General features: G+C 64.5%; 14 protein-coding genes and 2 pseudogenes. 8 read left to right on the forward strand and 8 right to left on the reverse strand.

Translation table 11 applies throughout. The features are described from left to right. Positions 1–22: 22 nt before the first annotated feature. Entirely contained in the window at positions 23–994 is a 972-nt protein-coding gene (locus IW245_RS22395) for a RelA/SpoT-related domain-containing protein (RefSeq protein WP_197005140.1), read from the reverse strand. A 37-nt stretch (positions 995–1031) separates the two neighbouring features. After that, entirely contained in the window at positions 1032–2231 is a 1200-nt protein-coding gene (locus IW245_RS22400; RefSeq protein ID WP_197005141.1) for a GmrSD restriction endonuclease domain-containing protein, read from the reverse strand. Between the two features lie 607 nt (positions 2232–2838). On the opposite strand from IW245_RS22400, the gene IW245_RS22405 reads away from it, so the two are divergent. Continuing rightward, a complete protein-coding gene (locus tag IW245_RS22405; RefSeq protein WP_197005142.1) occupies positions 2839–3117 on the forward strand; it encodes a hypothetical protein in 279 nt (92 codons plus the stop codon). A 140-nt stretch (positions 3118–3257) separates the two neighbouring features. On the opposite strand, the gene IW245_RS42330 is transcribed toward IW245_RS22405, so the two are convergent. Both IW245_RS42330 and IW245_RS22415 read right to left on the reverse strand, forming a co-directional pair. Continuing rightward, positions 3258–7250 (reverse strand): tetratricopeptide repeat protein, encoded by a 3993-nt coding sequence (locus tag IW245_RS42330; protein ID WP_307788904.1) that lies wholly within the window; start codon positions 7248–7250, stop codon positions 3258–3260. A 32-nt stretch (positions 7251–7282) separates the two neighbouring features. After that, positions 7283–7753 carry a hypothetical protein gene (locus tag IW245_RS22415; protein WP_233473055.1) on the reverse strand — a complete coding sequence of 157 codons (471 nt, stop codon included), beginning with the start codon at positions 7751–7753 and terminating at the stop codon, positions 7283–7285. Positions 7754–7981: 228 nt separating this feature from the next. Here IW245_RS22415 and IW245_RS22420 point away from each other — a divergent pair, with 228 nt between their 5' ends. From IW245_RS22420 to IW245_RS22435, 4 genes are all read left to right on the forward strand, one after another. Then, the gene (locus tag IW245_RS22420) at positions 7982–9226 is read left to right on the forward strand and encodes an IS256 family transposase (protein ID WP_231400070.1); all 1245 of its coding nucleotides are present in this window, start codon (positions 7982–7984) and stop codon (positions 9224–9226) included. 984 nt (positions 9227–10210) lie between these two features. Then, complete coding sequence (locus tag IW245_RS22425; RefSeq protein WP_197005145.1) at positions 10211–10558, forward strand: hypothetical protein; 348 nt, start codon at positions 10211–10213, stop codon at positions 10556–10558. A gap of 102 nt (positions 10559–10660) precedes the next feature. Further along, positions 10661–11269, forward strand: a complete 609-nt coding sequence (locus IW245_RS22430; protein ID WP_197005146.1) for a helix-turn-helix domain-containing protein — start codon at positions 10661–10663, stop codon at positions 11267–11269. Next, a complete protein-coding gene (locus IW245_RS22435; protein WP_197005147.1) occupies positions 11266–11760 on the forward strand; it encodes a hypothetical protein in 495 nt (164 codons plus the stop codon). The genes IW245_RS22430 and IW245_RS22435 overlap by 4 nt, the downstream gene beginning before the upstream one ends. A gap of 95 nt (positions 11761–11855) precedes the next feature. Here the strand turns inward: IW245_RS22435 and IW245_RS22440 are convergent, their stop codons facing one another. Then, positions 11856–12026, reverse strand: a complete 171-nt coding sequence (locus IW245_RS22440) for a hypothetical protein (RefSeq protein WP_197005148.1) — start codon at positions 12024–12026, stop codon at positions 11856–11858. 1064 nt (positions 12027–13090) lie between these two features. On the opposite strand from IW245_RS22440, the gene istA reads away from it, so the two are divergent. Together istA and istB are read left to right on the forward strand one after the other, a co-directional pair. Then, complete coding sequence (gene istA / locus IW245_RS22445; protein ID WP_197005149.1) at positions 13091–14326, forward strand: IS21 family transposase; 1236 nt, start codon at positions 13091–13093, stop codon at positions 14324–14326. Then, positions 14326–15114 carry an IS21-like element helper ATPase IstB gene (gene istB / locus IW245_RS22450; RefSeq protein WP_197005150.1) on the forward strand — a complete coding sequence of 263 codons (789 nt, stop codon included), beginning with the start codon at positions 14326–14328 and terminating at the stop codon, positions 15112–15114. Before istA ends, istB begins: the two co-directional genes overlap by 1 nt. A 269-nt stretch (positions 15115–15383) precedes the next feature. Here istB and IW245_RS22455 read toward each other — a convergent pair whose 3' ends face one another. Both IW245_RS22455 and IW245_RS22460 read right to left on the reverse strand, forming a co-directional pair. Next, positions 15384–16331, reverse strand: a complete 948-nt coding sequence (locus IW245_RS22455) for a hypothetical protein (protein WP_197005151.1) — start codon at positions 16329–16331, stop codon at positions 15384–15386. Between the two features lie 502 nt (positions 16332–16833). Beyond that, a pseudogene (locus IW245_RS22460) lies at positions 16834–17602 on the reverse strand (transposase). Positions 17603–18239: 637 nt separating this feature from the next. On the opposite strand from IW245_RS22460, the pseudogene IW245_RS22465 reads away from it, so the two are divergent. Further along, a pseudogene (locus IW245_RS22465) lies at positions 18240–19040 on the forward strand (IS5 family transposase). A gap of 69 nt (positions 19041–19109) precedes the next feature. On the opposite strand, the gene IW245_RS22470 reads toward IW245_RS22465, so the two are convergent. Next, complete coding sequence (locus tag IW245_RS22470; protein ID WP_197005152.1) at positions 19110–20291, reverse strand: hypothetical protein; 1182 nt, start codon at positions 20289–20291, stop codon at positions 19110–19112. Positions 20292–20361: the final 70 nt, after the last annotated feature.

Raw genomic sequence — 20361 nt, forward strand, 5'->3', positions numbered from 1 at the left:
AGAGGTGCATATTGTACTGCATTCAGAGCAATGCATTTTCCGATTTAGCTGCTGACGGTTGGTTTTCGACATCGTCAACGAACGTTGCTCGAGGTGCCTCAGTTCTGTCTAGGCCTAAGGCGGAGAGAACGTCAGGGTATACAAAGACGTGACCGCGACCTTTCCTGGATAGGCACCTCTTAAACTTTGCTGCATGCTGTTCGGAAAGGTAGCGAACGATGGCGCGATAGGGAGACCAGTCGAGGTTATGCCTCCCACCATATCGCGTACGCCCAGTGTCAAGTATTGCAGGGAGGTCGTCAGAGCTAAGTCCAATGTCCCGTAGTATTCCATCGACGCCAACAGCCAGCAAACGGATATTCGTCGGCAGTTGCTCCGAATCCCAATGATCACGGAGGGATTCGATTATGTTGTTGAACCTTCGATAGTCTTTGCTGGTTTCAGGAAGAACATCGTTTTTCTCGAGCGCCGACATCATCGCGATAGTCACTTCCGCCTGCTCAAGCGCAGCCTTCGCCTGGGCAGCGATGCGCTCTCGACGCCAGCTAAGTTGGTCGGACTTGTAAACAATGTCGTGCGTCGCGATCGTCCAGGCGTGCTGAAGAAACGTGCGGATCTGAACTTCGAACAATGTGCCCTCCACGCCCGTCGGTGGAGTCATCTCACTAGCTGGATAGCGCATGTAGAGTCTTAGATCATCAAATCGAAAGTCAGTGGGGTCCTTGGCGGTTTCCGATGAATCTCGGGGTCTCCTGACGGCGGGCCGCCCAAACAGACTGTTTACAACTTCTTCAGCACTTCCCAATGCAGAATAATTGGGAACAACCAGTACGCAACCAAAAGTGTCTTCGATCTCGCTCGGATTATCGGCTCGCCCGCACTCCATCTTTAGTGCGAAGCTTTCCTCACCTTTTACTCTACTTTCATAGTGCCAAGTCGGCGGCTTCCGAGATTGGATCTGGGAGTCAACTAGTTCCTTGAGTTTCTCCGCCACCTTCCGTTGCCTCACATACTCCGTACGGAGACTTTCGTCAATCTTCATTGGCGGCGAGTTGCGCAGTCGGGAACAATGCAGCTTCTAGGGCATTGAGCCGCACGCGCCGCTGAGGCTCCTCGGTCGTTGCTCCTACTGATGCCGCCTTATAAGCGGCAACCTGAAGATCAAAATCATTCAAAGCGTTAACGGGTGGCGTGCCATAATTCGCGTCATTGACCTCAAGGGCCTGGACCGCGTTCATGAATGACTCGTATCTCTCCGCAAAGGCTTCCAACTGTGTTTCTTCGAGCCTGTTGCGCCAGAGTGCGGTCCAGAGGATATATAGATTGTAGAACGGCTGTGCGTGTCGAGAAACCAGTTGGTAGCTTTCTTCCAGACGCTCGAGGACTCGGCGAGTTTGAAGGAACTCCTCCCTGAATTCTTCGGTATCAAACTCGGTTTCTTCCGCCTCGGGCGCATCATGATCGGCGTAAAGGCGATCTAGATCCTCTTGACTGAACCCCGAAATATCCTTCCGCAAGATGACGGCGGCCAACTCAGAAATGTTCTGTACGTCCGACATTCTTTTTTCTTTGGCTGCCGTACGCACTTTGAACGTCCGCCAAACTGATTCCGTGGCTTCTTCCTCGAGGAAGGAAATAAGCCATCCGTCGAATCTGGCATGGCGAAGCTCTTGCGCGTTAAGTTTGTTCGCATTCTTATTAAGCCTGGAGAAAACATCATTTACGTCGATAATACTTGCGTCGTCGAGTTCTTCAATTGTGAGCCGGTAGTTCCAAAGAAGCCTGCGTGCAGTAGGGTCCAAGTCCCGCCATCGGCGGCCCGCAAACCTCGTGTCTCCAAAGTCGTCGGATAGCGCGAACCGATTTTCGACGTAGAGGAGAACAGTCAAGATCCGCTGTTTGCCATCTACTACATGGTAGGTAGTGTTTCCGGTTGTATCGTCGATCGTCTTGTGAAGGAAAATTGCCGGTGACGGATAGTTTCGAAAGACCGTGTCCATAAAAAAACGTCGATCTTTGGTCGTCCAAACGCTTTTGCGCTGATACGGGGGATCAAGGTTAAGCTGCTCGTTCTTCGCTAGGTCGAGAAGCCATGTAATGTCGTGTGTCGACACCACGCGCTCTACACGTCGTAGCGGCTCGCTGGCCATGCCTGCCTCGCCCTCATTCCAGTCGTTCGAACCGTACCCACACGTACAGTTGCACCCAGCATAGATGGTGCTTTCACTCATGGGCAGACCCAAGTCGTGAGCTGTGGGGATTCACGGGAACAGCAACTCGGCTGACTCTCGTATGGATTCGGCACGTCGGGTGGCGTTCTGCCGGGTGGTGTAGGGCGCCCAACGTGCGTGGCCAGCCGCAATCAGGGCTACCACATCGGTGAGTCGCGCTCCGTCGCGCAGGAGCACCAAGTCGCGGGGGTCCCGCCCGTCCCTCTTGTGCGGGACAGTGTTGGGTAGGCCCGCCAAGATGGTCCTGACGTGCATGGGCCCGTTCGACTCCTATCTGGAGAGCGCGACAGCCTGTCGCTGATGGTCGCAGGCTGGGGTCCGGGCTGCCTAAACCGCTGCGGGGATGCTGCTAGCCGTGATCGACCCGATCGTGAGCGCGGTGACCTATTGGCCGAGGTAGAGAACGTCCTGTCGAACGCCGCAGCAGCTTCGCCCCTGGCGGCGAGCCGTCAGCGATTGTGGGCGTCGTCGGCTTCCTGTCGGCTCGGGCCCAGTCCAGCTGATCGAGGGACTAGCCGGCTTCGCCGACTCTGCGCACCGCCATCCCGCCGTTAGACGGACCTCGACGGTCCGTCAGGAGCCGATGAGAAGGTCTGTGCAATGGTTCGTGCGGATGCTGACCGGTCCGGAGTCGGTTGCTCTCGCCGAGCGCTCCCTGCGCGCTTTCGGCCCCGGGGTGGCGCCGAAGCCCGAGGCCAGCGAGGTCCAGAGCCACATTGAGTGCATGTTCTTGATGAACATCGGCCGGGCCGGCTCGATGGAGGGCGGCGGCTGGATGCCCCGCGAGGTGCCGTTCGGTATCGAGTGGATGACGCACCTCAGTCGTGCAGCCACGATGGTCCGTCGAAGCCGCGGGCACGCCCCCGGGTCCTCGCGCTGCCGGTGAGCTGCGGCACCGCCGGAGCTTTCGCCCAGTAGACGATCGGCCCGACGGAAGACGATGGTGATCACGGCAGAGCGTGCCGAGCATCGCTGCGCATCGGGGCGGGCTGTCTCGTCAGTACTAGCCTTCAGGGAAGGCAACCGTTACACCGTCCCAGGTGCCTCGCCGTCCGGGCCGCCGGTCGGCTTAGCTAGTTGACGCCGCAGGTCGTCGGCTTCTTTGGTACGGCCGAGACCATCTAGCACGTCGGCGAGGGTGCGGTGCGCCGACCGCAGGTCCGGGCCGAATCTTGCGGGGAGTTGTTCGACCAGATGTTGGTAGATGCTGATCGCTTCCGCGACCGCTGCCAGTGCCTCGGGTGATGCCACTTCCACCTTCACGCGCACCAACGCGTATCCCCACAGCGACATCGCCAGGTTGGGCAGGTACGGGGTGGGCTGGGCCTGGGCCAGCCTGCGGTACAGATCGACGGATTCCTGGCTCGGGGCCAGGGCCTCCCCCTGCCGCCCCAGCTCCGAGAGCAGGCTGCCGAGGAGGTTCAGCGACGCCGCAAGGTCGGGCAGGTAGACGGCGGGCTGGGCTTCGGCCAGCCGGCGGCGGATGGTGACGGATTCCTGGCTCGGAGCCAGGGCCTCCTCCGGCCGACCCAGCGCGAACAGCGTGGCGCCGAGGCTGGTCAACGACGTCGCGAGACTGGGTCGGTAGGCGGCGGAGTTGGTTTCGGCCAGCCGGCGGTACAGATCGACGGATTCCTGGCTCGGGGCCAACGCCTCCTCCCGCCGCCCCAGCCCCGACAGCATGGCGCCGAGGTTGGTTGATGCCCCCGCGAGGCCGGGTAGGTAGGCGGCGGGCTGGGCTTCGGCCAGCCGGCGGCGGATGGTGATGGCTTCCTGGCTCGGGGCCAGAGCCTCCTCCCGCTGACCCAGCCCGAACAGCAGGCTGGCGAGGTTGTTCAACGACGTCGCGAGTCCGGATAGGTAGGCGGCGGGCTGGGCCTTCGCCAGCCGGCGGCAGATGGTGACGGATTCGTGGCTCGGGGCCAACGCCTCCTCCCGGCGCCCCAGCTCTGACAGCAGGCGGCCGAGATTGTTCAACGACCCCGCGAGGCCGGGTAGGTAGGCGGCGGGGTTGATTTCGGCCAGGCGGCGGTACAGATCGACGGATTCCTGGCTCGGGGCCAGGGCCTCCTCCCGCCGCCCCAGCCCCGACAGCATGGCGGCGAGGTTAGTCAATGACCCTGCGAGGTCGGTCAGGTAGGCGGCGGGCTGGGCTTCGGCCAGCCGGCGGCAGATGGTGACGGATTCCTGGCTCGGGGCCAGAGCCTCCTCCAGCCGACCCAGCGCGAACAGCGTGGCGCCGAGGCTGGTCAACGACGTCGCGAGACTGGGCAGGTAGGCGGCGGGCTGGGCCTTCGCCAGCCGGCGGCGGATGGTGACGGATTCGTGGCTCGGGGCCAGGGCGTCCTCCCGCCGCCCCAGCTCTGACAGCAGGTTGCCGAGGTTGTTCAACGACCCCGCGAGGTTGGGCAGGTAGGCGGCGGGGTTGGCTTCGACCAGGCGGCGGTACAGATCGACGGATTCCTGGCTCGGGGCCAGGGCCTCCTCCCGCCGACCCAGCTCCGAGAGCAGGCTGCCCAGGAGGTTCAGCGACCCCGCAAGGTCGGGCATATAGACGGCGGGCTGGGCTTCGGCCAGCCGGCGACAGATGGTGACGGATTCCTGACCGGAGACCAGAGCCTCCTCCCGCCGACCCAGCCCGAGCAGCAGGCTGCCCAGGAGGTTCAGCGAACCTGCGAGGTCGGGCAGGTAGACGGCGGGCTGGGCTTCGGCCAGCCGGCGACAGATGGTGACGGATTCGTGACCGGGGGCCAACGCCTCCTCCCGCCGACCCAGCCCCGACAGCAGACTGCCGAGGTTGCTCAACGACCCCGCGAGGTTGGGCAGGTAGACGGCGGGGTTGGCTTCGGCCAGGCGGCGGTACAGATCGACGGATTCCTGACCGGGGGCCAACGCCTCCTCCCGCCGACCGAGCCCCGACAGCATGGCGCCGAGGTCGGTCAGCGACCCCGCGAGGTCGGGCAGGTAGACGGCGGGCTGGGCTTCGGCCAGCCCGCGGCGAATGGTGACCGATTCCTGACCGGGGGCCAAGGCCTCCTCCCGCAGCCCCAGCTCCAACAGCAGACTGCCGAGATTGTTTAACGACATCGCGAGGCCGGGTAGGTAGGCGCCGGGGTTGGCTTCGGCCAGGCGGCGGTACAGATCGACGGATTCCTGACCGGGGGCCAACGCCTCCTCCCGCCGACCCAGCTCGGAGAGCAGGCTGCCGAGATTGGTCAATGACCCTGCTAGGTCGGGCAGGTAGGCGGCGGGCTGGGCCTCGGCCAGCCCGCGGCGAATGGTGACCGATTCCTGACCGGGGGCCAAGGCCTCCTCCCGCAGCCCCAGCCTGGACAGCGTGGCACCGAGGTTGTTCAACGACCCCGCGAGGTTGGGCAGGTAGACGGCGGGCTGGGCCTCGGCCAGCTGGCGGTAGAGATCGACGGCTTCCTGGCTAGCAATGAGCGCTTCGTCGTGGCGGCCGGCATGGGACAGGCGCATGGCGTGGTTGTGGTGGATGCGGGCCTTGGCTGAACGGTCGTTGGTGTGGGCGAGGCGGTGGCGGGTGAGGGTGGTGCTGATGGCGGCGGCGGCGATGTCGAAGTCGATGTGGCGGCGGTCAGGGAGGAGGTTTTCGATGCCTTCGAGGACACCAAGGTCGAGGTCGGGAAGGTCAGCGAGGCGGATGAGGGCAGTGCCGCCCACAGCAAGCGCGAGGTCGGGACGTGTGGTGAGGAGGGGGTTGAGGAGGGTGGTGGTGATGTGGGGCCAGCGGCGGGCGGTCTCGACCAGGACGGTGACCGCCGCCGGACCCCAGGTCCTGGGTTCTCCGCCCAGGAGCGTGCGCGGCGCGGCGAGGGTCCAGGTGTCGGGTGTCCAGTGCCCGTCGGCGGTGTGGGGGTGTCCAGGAGTGCTAAGGGCGAGCATGTCCTCGCCGAGCCGGTCGGGGTGCATCGCCTCCAGCACGGTGCCCGCGCCGGGGTCATCGGGCGGGTAGCAGCGCTGGTGGTCGTCGATGATCCCGTCAGCACCCGCCTGGGTGGGAGTCAGTTGGACGGTGGCCAGGGCAGTGCGGGCGCTGGTGCGGGGCAGTGCGCCGGTGAGGGTGGCCACGTACACGGCCCGGCGCATCACGGCCGGTGGGGTGGCGATGGGATCCTCAACGCGGGCGTGCAGGATCTGCCAGTGCGCGAACTCGCGGCGCAGTAGGTACGCCGACATCGCGTGCGGCTCCGACGGCGCGATGCCGCCCTGGTGGTGGGCGTCAACGGCGACGAGGGCGGCCATGTGCACGGTGAGGACCTGGGCGAAGTCGGGACCGCCCAGCCCTGCCGGCGCCGGCACGGCTGGGGCGGCGATGCCTAGAGCGGAGGCGAACCGGCGACGGGCCGTGTGGAACAGGGCTTCGCGGTCGGTGTGCTCGCCTAGCGGGACGAGTACCTGAGCGTCGGTGTCGACACCGAGGTCGCTGTCGAGGCGGTCGGCGACCGCCGTCCACCAGAACCCTCCCGCACGGGCCAACAACAGCACCCGCACCGCGATCCCGGCGCGGGCGTGCAGCGCGGTCAGATCCGTGACCAGAGCGATCAGATGCGACGGCGGCCACCGGTCGGCGTAGTCGACCACCACCAACACCCCACCCGTCACGGGCAGCCGCACCGGGCCCCGCGACAGCGATGCAGTGTCGTGCGTGACCTTCCACACCGACCAGCCAGCCGCACCGCACCCAGCGGCCATCTGCTGGGCCAAACGGGTCTTGCCCTGCCCGCCAGCGGCGTGCACTAGGCGCACCCGCACCCCCGTGTCGTCCATCCACGACGCAAGGTCCGCAAGCTCGCTGTCACGGCCGGTGAAGTTCACCACTTGGTGCCGCGATAGCAGCAGCTGGCTCGGCTGTTTGCGGGCCTGCCCCATCGACAGCCCCGCCCCGCCCAACGGGTACTCCTGTACCCGGTAGCAGGGAGGGGTGTTGGTGATCGTGACGTTCCCGTACACCCCGGCGATCTGGATGACGTCACCGAACACCACCGTGTTCGACACACTCTGCCCCCCGGCGGGGCTCGGCCACAAGGTCACCGGTCGATGTCCACATCGCCGACGACACCATCGACCTGTAGCACATCCCCACACACTTGGGATTCCGTCACCCGCTGCCCATCCGGAGCGACTACCGCCTCAGACCCTGCCGGCCCAGTCGGAGCTGAACTTGGTGCTGTGGCCGGAGCCCTCGACGGTGCGGGTGGCCCGAACTTGACGTTGCCGTGCACATCCCGAATCTGGTTCACGCTTCCGCCCACCGCTGATTTGTTCATCGACTGCCCGCTCTCGACGGGCGGGACGCGACGCGTCAACACCAGCCCGTACACCGACACGCCCAGGCCACCCAGCCCGACGAACAAACCGATCGCACTGGCCAACTTGTCCGCCCGATCAAGACCGGCCACAACGAAGAAAGCGCCCAACCCCACCAGCGCCAACCCGCCCACCAACAACCACACCCACCGCCCAAACCTCATCCCCCCATCATCGACGGCCACCACCACTTCGACACCACATCAACAACCCCCTGTCGCACACCCGACCACACCACCACCCACGGCAACGCTCCGCGCTCTACCCCACCTACCGACACGCCCCTGATACTGACGCGCCGACCTGGGAGACGTTCACTCGGGCCTGTAGGAATATGGGTGGATCTCCAGAAATGGGGGTAACCCGTGATGTCTGATGTGACAATGGCGAAGCTCAAGGAGGCGGGTTCAGACCCGTTGATGACCGATGCTGTCGATGCCCAACTGGTGCGGCAGTTGGCGGACCGGGCCCGAGCTGAAGGGCTCCAGCTGACCGGCGAGGGCGGGTTGCTGGCGCGGTTGACGAAGGTCGTGATCGAGTCCGCTCTCGAGGGCGAGATGGATGACCACCTCGGATATGGCAAGCATGAGCGGGCCGGGCGGTCCAACGCCCGGAACGGGACCCGGGCCAAGAAGGTGCTCACCGAGGCCGGGCCGGTGGAGATCGTGGTGCCGCGGGACCGGGACGCCTCTTTCGAGCCGAAGATCGTCAAGAAGCGTCAACGGCGGCTGTCCGGGGTCGATGACCTGGTGATCTCACTGTCGGCGAAGGGCCTCACGACGGGTGAGATCTCCGCTCACCTGGCTGAGATCTATGGCGCCGAGGTCTCCAGGGACACCATCTCGGTGATCACCGACCGGGTCCTTGACGGCATGGCCGACTGGCAATCGCGTCCGCTCGATTCGGTGTATCCGGTGCTGTTCATCGACTGTGTGAACGTGAAGGTGCGCGACGGGTCGGTCGCGAACCGGCCGATCTATGTCGCCCTGGCCGTCACGGTCGACGGGACCCGCGACATTCTCGGGCTATGGGCCGGTGACGGTGGTGAGGGCGCGAAGTACTGGATGCGGGTCCTGGCCGAGATCAAGAACCGGGGAACCCAGGACGTGTGCATCGTCGTCTGCGACGGCCTCAAGGGCCTGCCAGAGGCGATCACGACAGTCTGGCCGCAGGCCGTCACGCAGACCTGCATAGTTCACCTTCTGCGCAACAGCTTCCGTTACGCCTCGCGCCGGGACTGGCCCGCCATCGCCCGCGACCTCAAACCCGTCTACACAGCCGTGTCCGAACAGGCCGCACTCGACGCGTTCGCCGCTTTCGCCGAGACCTGGGAGGCCAAGTACCCGGCGATCGTGAGGCTATGGACCAACGCCTGGACCGAGTTCACCCCGTTCCTGGCCTTCGACACCGAGATCAGAAAGATCATCTCCACCACCAACGCGATCGAGTCCATCAACTCCCGAATCCGCCGGGCCGTCAACGCCCGCGGGCACTTTCCCACCGAGCAAGCTGCCCTCAAATGCGTCTACCTCGCACTGATGAGCCTCGACCCCACCGGCGCCGGCCGCAAACGCTGGACCGCCCGATGGAAAATCGCACTCCAAGCCTTCGAAATCACCTTCGAAGGCCGCCTCGTACCCAAACTCCTCACCCACACCAGCTAGATCCACCGTTTTCCTGACAGGGCCGTTCACTCCTATACCGACATAGGCGGGCGGCGAGCAGGTCGACCGAGAACGGTCGAGGGACTGGTGGGCTCGGTCGTAGGACGCTGAGTTGAATAGATCCCGAGCTGCGCGTCTGGCACACGGCACCGACCCGCGAGCTCCAGAGCACCCATACCATGCTGCTTGCCTGGACTCGGGTCTATCGGTGACGGGGCCGCCGAGGGACATTCGCCCGGCCGGAGTGATGGCAGAAGTACGGCAGCAGCGACCAGGCCGGTGCCGTCAAGGCCATCCCGCCCCGGAGTCAGGGCAGTCAGCCTGCCCAGTGCGGCGAGTCTGCCGGAGACTGATGGGACGCCGAGCTGGCGGATGTGCGGCGCGGTCGTGGCGGGGTGTGCCGACGCCTCAGCCGGGGAACGGCCATCGAGTATTGGCGTTTGTGGCGGCGCGTATGTTGGTGCGCTGATCTCGTGGCCTGTGCCCCCGCCACAACAGGCCCGTGGAGGTGATACCAGGAATACTGCGGCCATCGGTGGACGTACCACCCCATGGCCGCGCCAGATGATCGTCGAGCATGGAGCTTTGGACTGCGGTGGGTCAAAGAATAATGGGGGGCGGCAGGCTAGCCGGCCTTGCCACCCCCGCTCAGGCCGACCTCACAGTGCGTACCTAGAGCTAGGACCAGCCTAGCCTAACTGTGCAGAGTTCGTGAACCTCAATGAACGAACTATGTAAAGATTCGCCTGCCGGCAATCTCTTGTCTGGTTGCCGACACTCATACGTGAGAATCATTGGAAGTTCTTTTTTGAAGCGCCCCCAGCATGAGCCCTGAGGTGCGGATTTACCTTTTCCCAACATCAATTAACGCGAGATCAGAACTTGTTGGGACAATTCTTTCGACCGCACGAGGGGTGTGGTCGATGTAACTAAGGCATTTAAAGTCTGCCTCATCATCTTTTCCCGAGAGGGGAGCCGCTTGCCGTGCTCGCACGCCAATGGTATTTCCTTAAGAACCCGGATCAAGGGGTTGACGTGTGGGGATCATTGCGGGCGCTGACAGCAGATGGCCGCGACCATGGCGCCTTCAATCTTAAGCTGCACGAAGGTGCCTTCCGGCAGCTACGAAAGCCGCGAGATCCCACGGGAAGGATCAAAGCCCTATGCGTGGAATGCGGCGATTCGAGCTATGATGCGCTCTACGCCGCCGACCCCCGCGGCGGCTATATGATCTTGAAGGTGGCAGCCCGGGGGCAGCTGACCGACAAGGATGTCGATTGGGTCAAGGGAGTGTGGGGCAATTCATGCGATGTGTCGGATATCTGCACCTGAACGCCCCCTTCCCAGCGGCAGTCGTTGAATGGCATTATCGGTGAAGACCGATCCCCTGGGATTGCAGCCCTCCAGTAACTCGCGGTGTCGGAAGGAGACATGATGGCTAGACTGGCTGCGGAAGGGGTCGACCACGGCAGAGTCGCCGCTGATGACTCCCAAGCACTAGCGGACGCGGAGCGACGGGCCGATCCCGCCTTCGCCGAGGGTGAGACAGACGCCAAAATCCTTCTTGATCTTCTTCGGACCTTCGCCGCCGTCCGGAAGAAGCGGGGCCTGAGCCAGGCTGAGATCGCTCAACAGATGGGCACCACCCAGAGCGCCGTATCTGACATGGAACGCGGCGTCGTTGAACCGAGACTGTCGACGCTATTGAAGTACGCACGCATACTTGCGTGCCGGCTCGGGTTGGAATTATCGGAGAAAAAGCAGTTCGGTGCGCGCATCACGGCGACCGTGCATTTCAACTCCGGGGTTCATATCAGCGAGTCCTACCGTGACCGCCATCTGCCGTACGGCGAACCAGAGACCTACGCCAAAATCACTTCCATCAACCACCCATCAGCTTTGGTTGATACCGTTGATCCTCGAGAAGAACCACTCGGCCCGGTACTGCACTGGCGGTCGCTTCGCGTTGTCGAGTCCAAACCCGGTCACGAGCAGGCTCTCACTGCCTCGATCGCGAGAGAGCTCGACAAGGTCGCTTCATGACATCAGTTGACCCGGCCAATGACGAGCGTCGCGCGACGTCCGCCAGCGTCGCCGGCCAATTGTCCCTTTTGGACATTCGCCTGACGAACGCCGACGTGAAGCTGATCTCAACATCCCATAGTTCCCCGTTGGAGACCAAGTGGGAACTTGCCGCTCGCGTCGAGGTGGTCTCCGAGGTCGTCGCCTACCACGTCAGCTACGCCTTGAAGGCAAGCGGGTCAGGACGTAAGAAGTCACCGGTCTTCGACATCTCCTTCGCGCTGATGTTGACGTTTCGCCGCACCAGCGACAAGCCCTTGGCGATCGAGGACCTCCAAGTGTTCGGCGCGTACGGGGTCGTGGAGATCGCGCACCCGTACCTGCGCGAGATGTCACATAATCTCACCGCTCGAATGGGCGTCCCACCGCTCATCGTGGAAGTCCTCGACCCCACGCGAGGCAGCCACATCGACCCACGTCAAATCGGCTTCACGAACAACAGCAAACGCTAGTAGGCGGGCACGCTGAGCGTGCCCGCCTACTAGGTAGTACGTGAGGTACTTGACCGCCAGAGCTGTTCCCGCCCGACGACAGAGCCCGATCCGGGCTACATCATGTCGCCGACGCGGTGGATCATGTGCTCGGCGATGGCCTTGATCGAGTCGGCGTGCCCGTAGGCCCACACCACCTCGCGCACGATCCACCACGCCAAACGCCCGATCCTGCCCGCGCCGATCGCGCGGCGTCCGGCCTGCGCGCCCTCCGGGAGAGCGGGCACGGACTGCTCCGCCTCCATAGGCGCTGGGCCGCGCACCAGCGTTCTACTGGTCTTACAGCGGCTCGGTACACCCTTTTTTCCACGCCTTGCCATTTTTGCCCCCTTTATGGAGACCGGTCAGCACCGTGAGGTCGGCCTTCGAAGAGTCCCGGCGGCTACCAGAACTGACTCCTCGACGATCTATGTGCTGGGCAGGTTCTCCATCGGTTTTCCTACTATAAATCTCCTGACTCCCCCAGTATGCCGCGCCGACTCCGGGAGTGCGGACGTGAACACCACGCACCTCCTGAATATGACCAACGTCACCCTATGACTGTCCTATTTGTACACTAAGTCAGATTCTCGGCAAGATTCCACTTGCGCGATAGCCAGAAGTTCCCCGGCGGTTGACGCCACGGACTCCGGTACGCACGCTTGTGCGCGGCTCGCTCTAGATCCACTGTGGGGCTCGGGCCGACTACCGGCGCCAGGCAGGGAGATGGAACGAGAAATCCGGCACACGGCGGTCGGCACTGCGGTGAGCAGGAATCGGACCCGACGTACATGAGCACCACCCCGGCTTGTCAATGTGCAGCTGCCGATGGCCTCGATCACGGCGAAGATCTTTTCCCACATCTGTTCGCGCTGGGGCATGACCTCGCGGCCTGCGACGGCGCGCTGCCATTCGGCACAGGAGCGTTCCGATCGGAACTCCACACCTCGCTGCGGGCCGCGTCCAGGCGGCGCAGGATCACGCCGGCGTCGCCGCGGGTCTCTTCCCCTTCCCACCAGCGCCGCCGTTCGGCCGGGGTCAGCGCCTTGAAGAACAGCCATTGCAGGGTGCGCTCAGCCCAGCGGCGCCCGTGCCCGTTCAGTCATCGATCAGGAACTGACGCGCCGCACCCACCACACCGCGCTCGCTGGCGATGACGGCTCGGCGGGGCGCGGGTGACGGCTGCGATATTGCCCCGGTAGAACGCGACCGCATCCCGGTCCGCCTCGGCCAGCTCCGCCCTGTCGGCGTCGGCTGAATACTGACCAGGGATCGTCGGCTGAAAGTTGACCACCTCTCGATCATCTGAGGGGTGTTGAGCGTGGAGGACTGGGCGGAGATCCGCCGGCTTCATCGGGCTGAGGGTGTGTCTATCTCGGCGATCGCGCGGAGGTTGGGCATCGCGCGGAACACGGTGAAGCGGGCGTTGGCGTCGACGGCGCCGCCGAAGTATGAGCGTGCTGCTGCGGGTTCGATCGTGGATGCGGTCGAGCCCCAGATTCGGGCGTTGTTGGCGGGGTGTCCGACGATGCCGGCGACGGTGATCGCCGAACGGATCGGCTGGTCGCGGTCGTTGACGGTGCTCAAGGACCGGGTGCGGGAGCTGCGGCCGGTGTTCCTGCCGCCGGATCCCGCGCAGCGAACCGAGTATCTGCCGGGCGAGTTGGCGCAGTGTGATCTGTGGTTCCCGCCAGCGGATGTGCCGCTGGGGTTCGGCCAGACCGGCAGGCCGCCCGTTCTGGTGATGGTCTGCGGCTACTCGAGGTTCATGACCGCGACGATGATCCCGACCCGGCAGTCACCGGATCTCCTCGCTGGCCACTGGCAGCTCATCGCAGGACTCGGGGCGGCGCCTCGGGCGTTGGTCTGGGACAACGAGTCCGCGGTCGGGCAATGGCGGGCAGGGCAGCCGCAGCTGACCGAGGCGATGAACGCCTTCCGTGGTGTGCTCGGGATCAAGGTCATCCAGTGCCGGCCCCGGGACCCGGAGGCCAAAGGCCTGGTCGAACGGGCCAACGGCTATCTGGAGACCTCGTTCCTGCCCGGCCGGGACTTCGCCTCACCATCGGACTTCAACGCCCAGCTCGGCGACTGGCTGATGCGGGCCAACCAGCGTCAGCATCGCCGGCTCGGTTGCCGCCCGGTGGATCGTTGGGAGGCTGACCGGGCCGCGATGGTCGACCTGCCCCCGGTCGCCCCGGTGGTCGGTTGGCGGATGAGCACCCGTCTGGCCAGGGACCACTATGTTCGCGTCGACGCCAACGACTACTCCGTCGACCCTGGCGTCGTTGGCCGCCGCGTTGACGTCGCTGCCGACCTCGACCGCGTGGTCGTGACCTGCGACGGACGCCCCGTTGCCCGACACGATCGTTGTTGGGCTGCGGCTCAGACGATCACTGACCCAGCCCATCACGCCGCGGCTGCGCAGCTGCGTGACGCCCGCGGCCTGGTCGCCGTTCCGGTCACCGCCACCGAGGTCGCTCACCGCGACCTCGCCGACTACGACCGCCTCTTCGGCCTGGAAGAGATCATGGAAGGGGCCGCGTGATGGCCACCAAGACCAGCCGCAACGTCGCCTCCGAGATCGCGTTTTGCGCCCGGGCGTTGAAGGCCCCGTCGCTGGCAGCCGCCGTTGAGCGTCTGGCCGAGCGGGCCCGGTCGGAGTCGTGGACGCATGAGGAGTTCCTCGTCGCCTGCCTGCAACGCGAGGTCTCAGCTAGGGAATCACACGGCGGCGAGGGACGCATCCGCTCCGCCAGGTTCCCGTCCCGCAAGAGCCTCGAGGAGTTCGACTTCGAGCACCAACGGTCGCTGAAACGCGAGATCATCGCCCACCTCGGGACCCTCGACTTCGTCGCGTCGAAGGAGAACGTGGTGTTCCTCGGCCCGCCAGGAACAGGCAAGACGCACCTGTCGATCGGCCTCGGGATCCGGGCCTGCCAGGCCGGGCACCGGGTCGCGTTCGCCACGGCCGCGCAGTGGGTCGCCCGCCTGGCCGACGCCCACCAGTCGGGCCGGCTCCAGGACGAGCTGGTCAAACTCGGCCGGGTCCCGCTCCTGATCATCGACGAGGTCGGCTACATCCCGTTCGAGCCCGAAGCGGCGAACCTGTTCTTCCAATTGGTCTCCAGCCGCTATGAACGGGCCAGTCTGATCGTGACCAGCAACAAGCCATTCGGACGCTGGGGCGAGGTGTTCGGCGACGACGTCGTAGCGGCGGCCATGATCGACCGCCTCGTCCACCACGCCGAAGTGATCTCCATGAAGGGAGACAGCTACCGGCTCAAAGACCGAGACCTCGGCCGCGTCCCAGCGGCCAACAAGACCAACGACTAACAAGATCCAACCCAGAGAGGTGGTCCATTTTCATCCGTCGCTGACTGGTCCACATTCGGACGCCGTTGACACGCCCACGCCGGAAGTGCGTCAGGTGAACCCGATCCCTCTGGTCCGCAGCCAGCGACCATCGTGATCAGGTCGTGCAGCGCCCGCGACACGCACCGGTCCGCGCCGGCCGGCACGCTCCTGCTCCGCCGGGCGTGCGATCAGGCTCGCCGCCGACGCTCGCGCGGCCGAGCCGATTACAAACCCTCTGTGCCGCCACGTCAGGGGCTGGGCTCGCGCTGGGCTGGCACTCCGACGGCCGGATCGTCGTCCTGGACGGCCTCGAAGCGGTCCCAGCCGCGCCAACGACGGGTGCGGACCGTAGCGCTGTTGTGCACCGTGAAGAACCTGCCGTACTGCACATCCCGGCTCAAGTCGTAGACATGGCCGTCGGAGACCTCGACATTGAGCCCCCGAGCAGTCCCTGTCACGAGCACCAGCAGGTTCGTCCGCACGCCGGTGAGTTCTGTCCCCTGCAACTGGGCCAGTCGACCGCCGACCAGCGTGGCGCCGGCTGGGATGTTCACGGTCATCGGTCGAGCGTCGTCACAGGTCGGGAAGACCCTCTCCTCGCACAGATCACCGGCTGCGTCCAGAATGTCCAGCTCGTGGGTGAACCGAAACAGCGAACCATCGTCAGCCTGCGACTCGGACCTCAGATAGGCCCGCACCCGCAACTCAAAGATCTCCAGCCGGGGCAGGTGCTTGTAGAACCGGACCTGCAGCACTGCGTCGTTGCTGTCCCCGAACCGGTCCAGATGCACTGGGAACTGGGTTCTGGACGCGGTGACCACGTTGATCGCGCCCCGCCAGGTGAACGCCCGAATCGCGAACAGCCTGATGAACACCACGCCCACAAACAGAGCTGGAACCAGGACCCCGACCATCGCCGCGACGCTGGCCAGCAGCTCGTGGAGATGGTTGCCGGGCTCGATCGGCAAGCTGTCCTGGCCAACCAGAGCCCTGAAAGCTGTCAGGGTCACGCTGAGGAAATTCTCGTGCCGCCGGGCCGACAATCCGTGCACTCCCGCGAACCCCGCCGCCAAGCTGAGAAGACTTCCGAACGCCCCACAAACCAACAGCCCCGCCGAGACCCGTCCCACGCGCCAGCGCAGCCCACCGGCGAAGCGCGGATGCCGCGTGAGGAAGAGCGGAATACGCGATGCCATGTGACGATCCCCCGTCTTGAGGCCGGTGGATCGATGATGACACTTGCGCTTGTCGACTGTGGATTCGCAGAGAGTCAGATGCCCGTCTCTTGAAAGGGACTGCTCCGCCCACCGGCTGGACGCTGACGGACTGCGAAATCGCACGATCATCCCGCTGAGGTGGGGGCGAAACAGTGCCACTCGGCGAAGAGGGCAAGGTGCGGCGGATCTGGCGGGTCAAGATCTCTTACCCGGAACCCAAGTTGCCAGGTAGCGGAGGCGAAGCGAACCGTCCCCAGTCCGAGGACGGGCGGGGTGATCGCATCCACTCCAAGCCGAAGAGGTGGACCGGCCGTCCCCCGGGGGCAATCGAGCGGGATCCGCGCGCTCCACTCTCGTAGAGGTGATCGTGGTTTCGTCAGCCCACCTAATGCCGACCAGCGTCTGCTCCACGCCTAAAGTCCGTCCCGTAATTGATCTTTGGCTCGCCTCGGGTGTAGTCGGTCGCTGGTGGTCGGGTCGCTTATCCGGCGAGCGTGAGGTTGTGCATCCGGGCGATACCGAGCATGGCGTGGTGGACCCCGTTGCCTTTGAGGTGGCAGTCGCGGAGGATTTTCCAGGTCTTCATGCGCGCGAAGACGTGTTCAACGCGGGCACGGACCTGCTTGTGGGACTTGTTGTGCGTCTTCTTCCAGTCCGGAAGGTCTTCGTCCTTGCTTCGGCGATGGGGTATGGCGAGTCCGGTGCCGGGATAGCCGCCGTCGGCGATCGTCAGAGTGCGGCCGACGGCGGCTTTTGCGCCGGACTCTTCCCACGCCTTGCAGTCGTTGCGGTTTCCGGGCAGAGGGCCGGCCCACAACGACGACCAGACGGGTGTCGGCGTCGATGACGACCTGGTGGTTGGTGGAGTGCCGATAGTTCTTGGACTGTTCGGCCGCTGTGTGGTCCCGGGTCGGAACCAGGGTGGCGTTCACGATGAGCACGGTGTCCTTGGAGAACCGTTTGCGGGCCTGGAGGGCGAGGATCGGCCCGAGGTGATCGATGATGCGGTCCGCGGCAGACTTGGACACTCCGAACAGCAGCGCGAGCTGGCGCATGGTCAAGTTTGTGCGCCAGTACGCCGCTACCGGCAGTGCTCGGTCCTCCAACGGAAGGCTCCACGGGCGCCCCTTGCCAACCGCATCCGCGCCCCCGCGTCGCTGCACGGTCACCAGCTTTCCGAAGCAGCGCGGGCTCAGCCCCGTGAACGGAGCTATCCAGGAGGGCTCCGACGCAGTGATCACACCAGTCACGCTGAGATCGTCGCAGCCCTGGATCAGCCCACGAACCTCACATCACCTCCCCGCCTACCGTGAGACGGCGATGCCACCAGAAGTCCGTACGCCACTGCCGGCGATCAGCGAAGGGATCAGGCAGAGTGCGGTCGAGGTATACGGCGTCCAGGGAGGCCACCTGACGCTTCAACTCGGCCCGGGACCGTAACGGCAGCTTTTGCAGAACCTCTGCAAGCACGTCACGCGCATGCCGCACATCGTCGAAGGAACAGCCTCGACACGAGCAGTGGGCAGCCTGGGGATACAAGGGCCGCCGCCCCGGCGGTTGCAAGAACGCTCGATAACGCCGCAGAGCGCGGGCCGTGGCACCGGGGAAGACGTAGTAGTCGCCAGAGAGACGCTCAACTCGATGTATCGCCAGGCTGGTACGGGTGGACAGCCCGTGAATCCGACTCGGCGTTAGGTCCTCCCAGATGCGAGGACCAGGCTGTCGGGCGCGCAGAACGCCAGGCCGTCTACGCGGCATGGGCCCTTCGGATTGCGGTCATGGCCATCATCCTGCCAGCCCCACGCCCAGGCAGCCAGGAAAAAACGGGACAGCACTTAGAGCACGTCTCATGTGGTGGCGGTCTGGGCTGGGGCATAATCGTCGTTTGTGGATGAGGTGTTGTCATGGCGGCTGGTTCCTGACGAGTTGTGGGATCTGGTCGGGCCGTTGATCCCGCGGTTTGAGGTCCGGCCTCAGGGCGGAGGGACACCGCCGGTGGCGGATCGGGCGGTGTTCACGGCGGTCGTGTATGTGCTGACCAGCGGGTGCGCCTGGCGGTACCCGCCTGCCAGTTTCGGGGTGAACTTCAAGACCGCCCACCGGCGGCCCGCGGCCTGGACCGAGGCTGGGCTGTGGCGGCGGATCCACGTCGCGGTCCTCGACGAGCTCGGTGGCCGGGGAGAGGTCGACTGGTCGAGGGCAATCGTGGACGCGGCGTCGGTGCGCGCCAAAAAGGGGGTGAACTGACCGGACGTAACCCTACCAACCGGGGCAAGCTCGGCTCGAAGCTGCATGTGCTGTCCGACGCTGCCGGCCTGCCCCTGGTGGTCGCGGCCTCCGGCGCCAACATGCACGACTCCCAGGCTCTGTGGCCGCTGCTGTACGGCATTCCGAGAACCCGGTCGCGTCGCGGACCTCGACGATCGAGGCCTGCGAAGCTGCACGCTGACAAGGCCTACGACTCCGCCGACACCCGCCGCACGCTCCGCGAACACAACATCGCCTGCCGCATCGCCCGCAAGGACATCGAGTCCTCCGAACGCCTCGGCCGGCAACGGTGGAAGATCGAACGCACCATCGCCTGGCTGTTCGGCTACCGCCGCCTGACCGTCCGCTACGAGCGGTGCGTTCCTCTTCCTCGCCGCGCCCCTGATTTGCTTCAAGAAACTCGCTCAACTCACCACATGAGACACGCTCTAAAGCGCGGCGCCTGTGTCAGACGTGGACGAAGGCGCAGTATCCATGTCGGCTAGCGATCTACGGGGTCGGAATGTACTCCGCCAGTAGGCAGTTCTCCTTGTCCGTGTCGTCTCCTTCTGGAGCTTTGTCGATCGAGACCTGGACGATTCTGCGAACGGTCTCGTTGTGCCAGGCCGCCGCGACGTCCTGCCGGATGAGCCCCTGGGTCCGTTCGTCGGCTGGTTTGCCGTCGAGCAGGCGAATCCTGACGAGTGCTCGGGCGAACTCATAGAACTCTTTGCCGGTGGTTCTCGGATCGCCACGCCGTTCTATTGCCCGGGTGAGCGCGGCCAGGGCTCCTGAGTTGTTGGGCGGGGCGGAGTCTTTGTAGGCGTACCCAAGTGCGGCCCAGTAACGGTGGTTGGCGGGCCCGAGTTCGGTGAGCGAGCGGAAGATGGGCACGGTGCGTTCGACACGTCCTTGAAATGCCGGGTCGCGCCACGACTTTCTGCGAACTTCGTCAGCGAGGAGCAGTACGTTGGCGCGGGCACTTGGGGTGGCAGCCCTAAGTGCGTTGCGCAGAGCGGACTCGTCAACGTCCGGCTCGTCGTAGTCGAGCTGCTGGAGGACGAGCCGCATCGCGTCGCCGTCGGCTTGGAAGCGTTCGCCCACATTACTGTCGACGATCCTGCGGATGTCTAGGAGTTCTCCCTGGATCTTATCCAGTTTCTTGTCGTCGTACTCGGCGAATAGGGTGGCTAGCCAGGTTCTTGTGGAGACGTAGCCAATGAGGAATCCGGTTGGAGCGTAGGTGAACATCACACCTGCCGCTATCACTCGTCCCCGTTGATCTGGGGCGAGTCCGGCTCCGACCTCCGTGATGAGGTTGCCGATCGTTCGAGCGATTGGTCCGAGCTGGACTAGACCGATGCCGACAAGGATCTTCGTCAACCAGTCGGAGATCTGCTCCAGGTTGGTATTGACCTCGTACCTACGAGAATTCTGTGTGCCGTCAGGCTGAGGGCCGGAGTTGGACCGTTCCTCCTGAAGACTCCGGGGGATTCCGAAGAGAAAGCCCAGTCCCGCACCCATCGTCGCCGCCGCCACAGCGACGACGGTAGCGGTGCCGACTGCAATCCAAGGGTCCTTTGCCTGCAACGCCACCGCCCCGAGTGTCGCGAACGGTACTGCCAGCGCGAGCGGCCGAAAGATCCCGAAGCGCTTCAGACGAATCTGCGGAGGGATGTATTCATAGGGCATCCAAGGATCATCCACTGTGACTTAGTGACGACGCCCGGGCTGGTCGACTGAACTCGGTGACGGATGCCCG

Origin of the sequence: Longispora fulva (genome assembly GCF_015751905.1) — a bacterium.
Lineage (GTDB): Bacteria > Actinomycetota > Actinomycetes > Mycobacteriales > Micromonosporaceae > Longispora > Longispora fulva.

Bases quoted from the DNA above. Each gene is read 5' to 3' on its own strand.
- IW245_RS22400 (WP_197005141.1), bottom strand. From the start codon at position 2,231: ATGAGTGAAAGCACCATCTATGCTGGGTGCAACTGTACGTGTGGGTAC.
- IW245_RS22420 (WP_231400070.1), top strand. From the start codon at position 7,982: ATGACCGATGCTGTCGATGCCCAACTGGTGCGGCAGTTGGCGGACCGG.
- IW245_RS22430 (WP_197005146.1), top strand. From the start codon at position 10,661: ATGGCTAGACTGGCTGCGGAAGGGGTCGACCACGGCAGAGTCGCCGCT.
- IW245_RS22435 (WP_197005147.1), top strand. From the start codon at position 11,266: ATGACATCAGTTGACCCGGCCAATGACGAGCGTCGCGCGACGTCCGCC.
- istB (WP_197005150.1), top strand. From the start codon at position 14,326: ATGGCCACCAAGACCAGCCGCAACGTCGCCTCCGAGATCGCGTTTTGC.
- IW245_RS22455 (WP_197005151.1), bottom strand. From the start codon at position 16,331: ATGGCATCGCGTATTCCGCTCTTCCTCACGCGGCATCCGCGCTTCGCC.
- IW245_RS22470 (WP_197005152.1), bottom strand. From the start codon at position 20,291: ATGCCCTATGAATACATCCCTCCGCAGATTCGTCTGAAGCGCTTCGGG.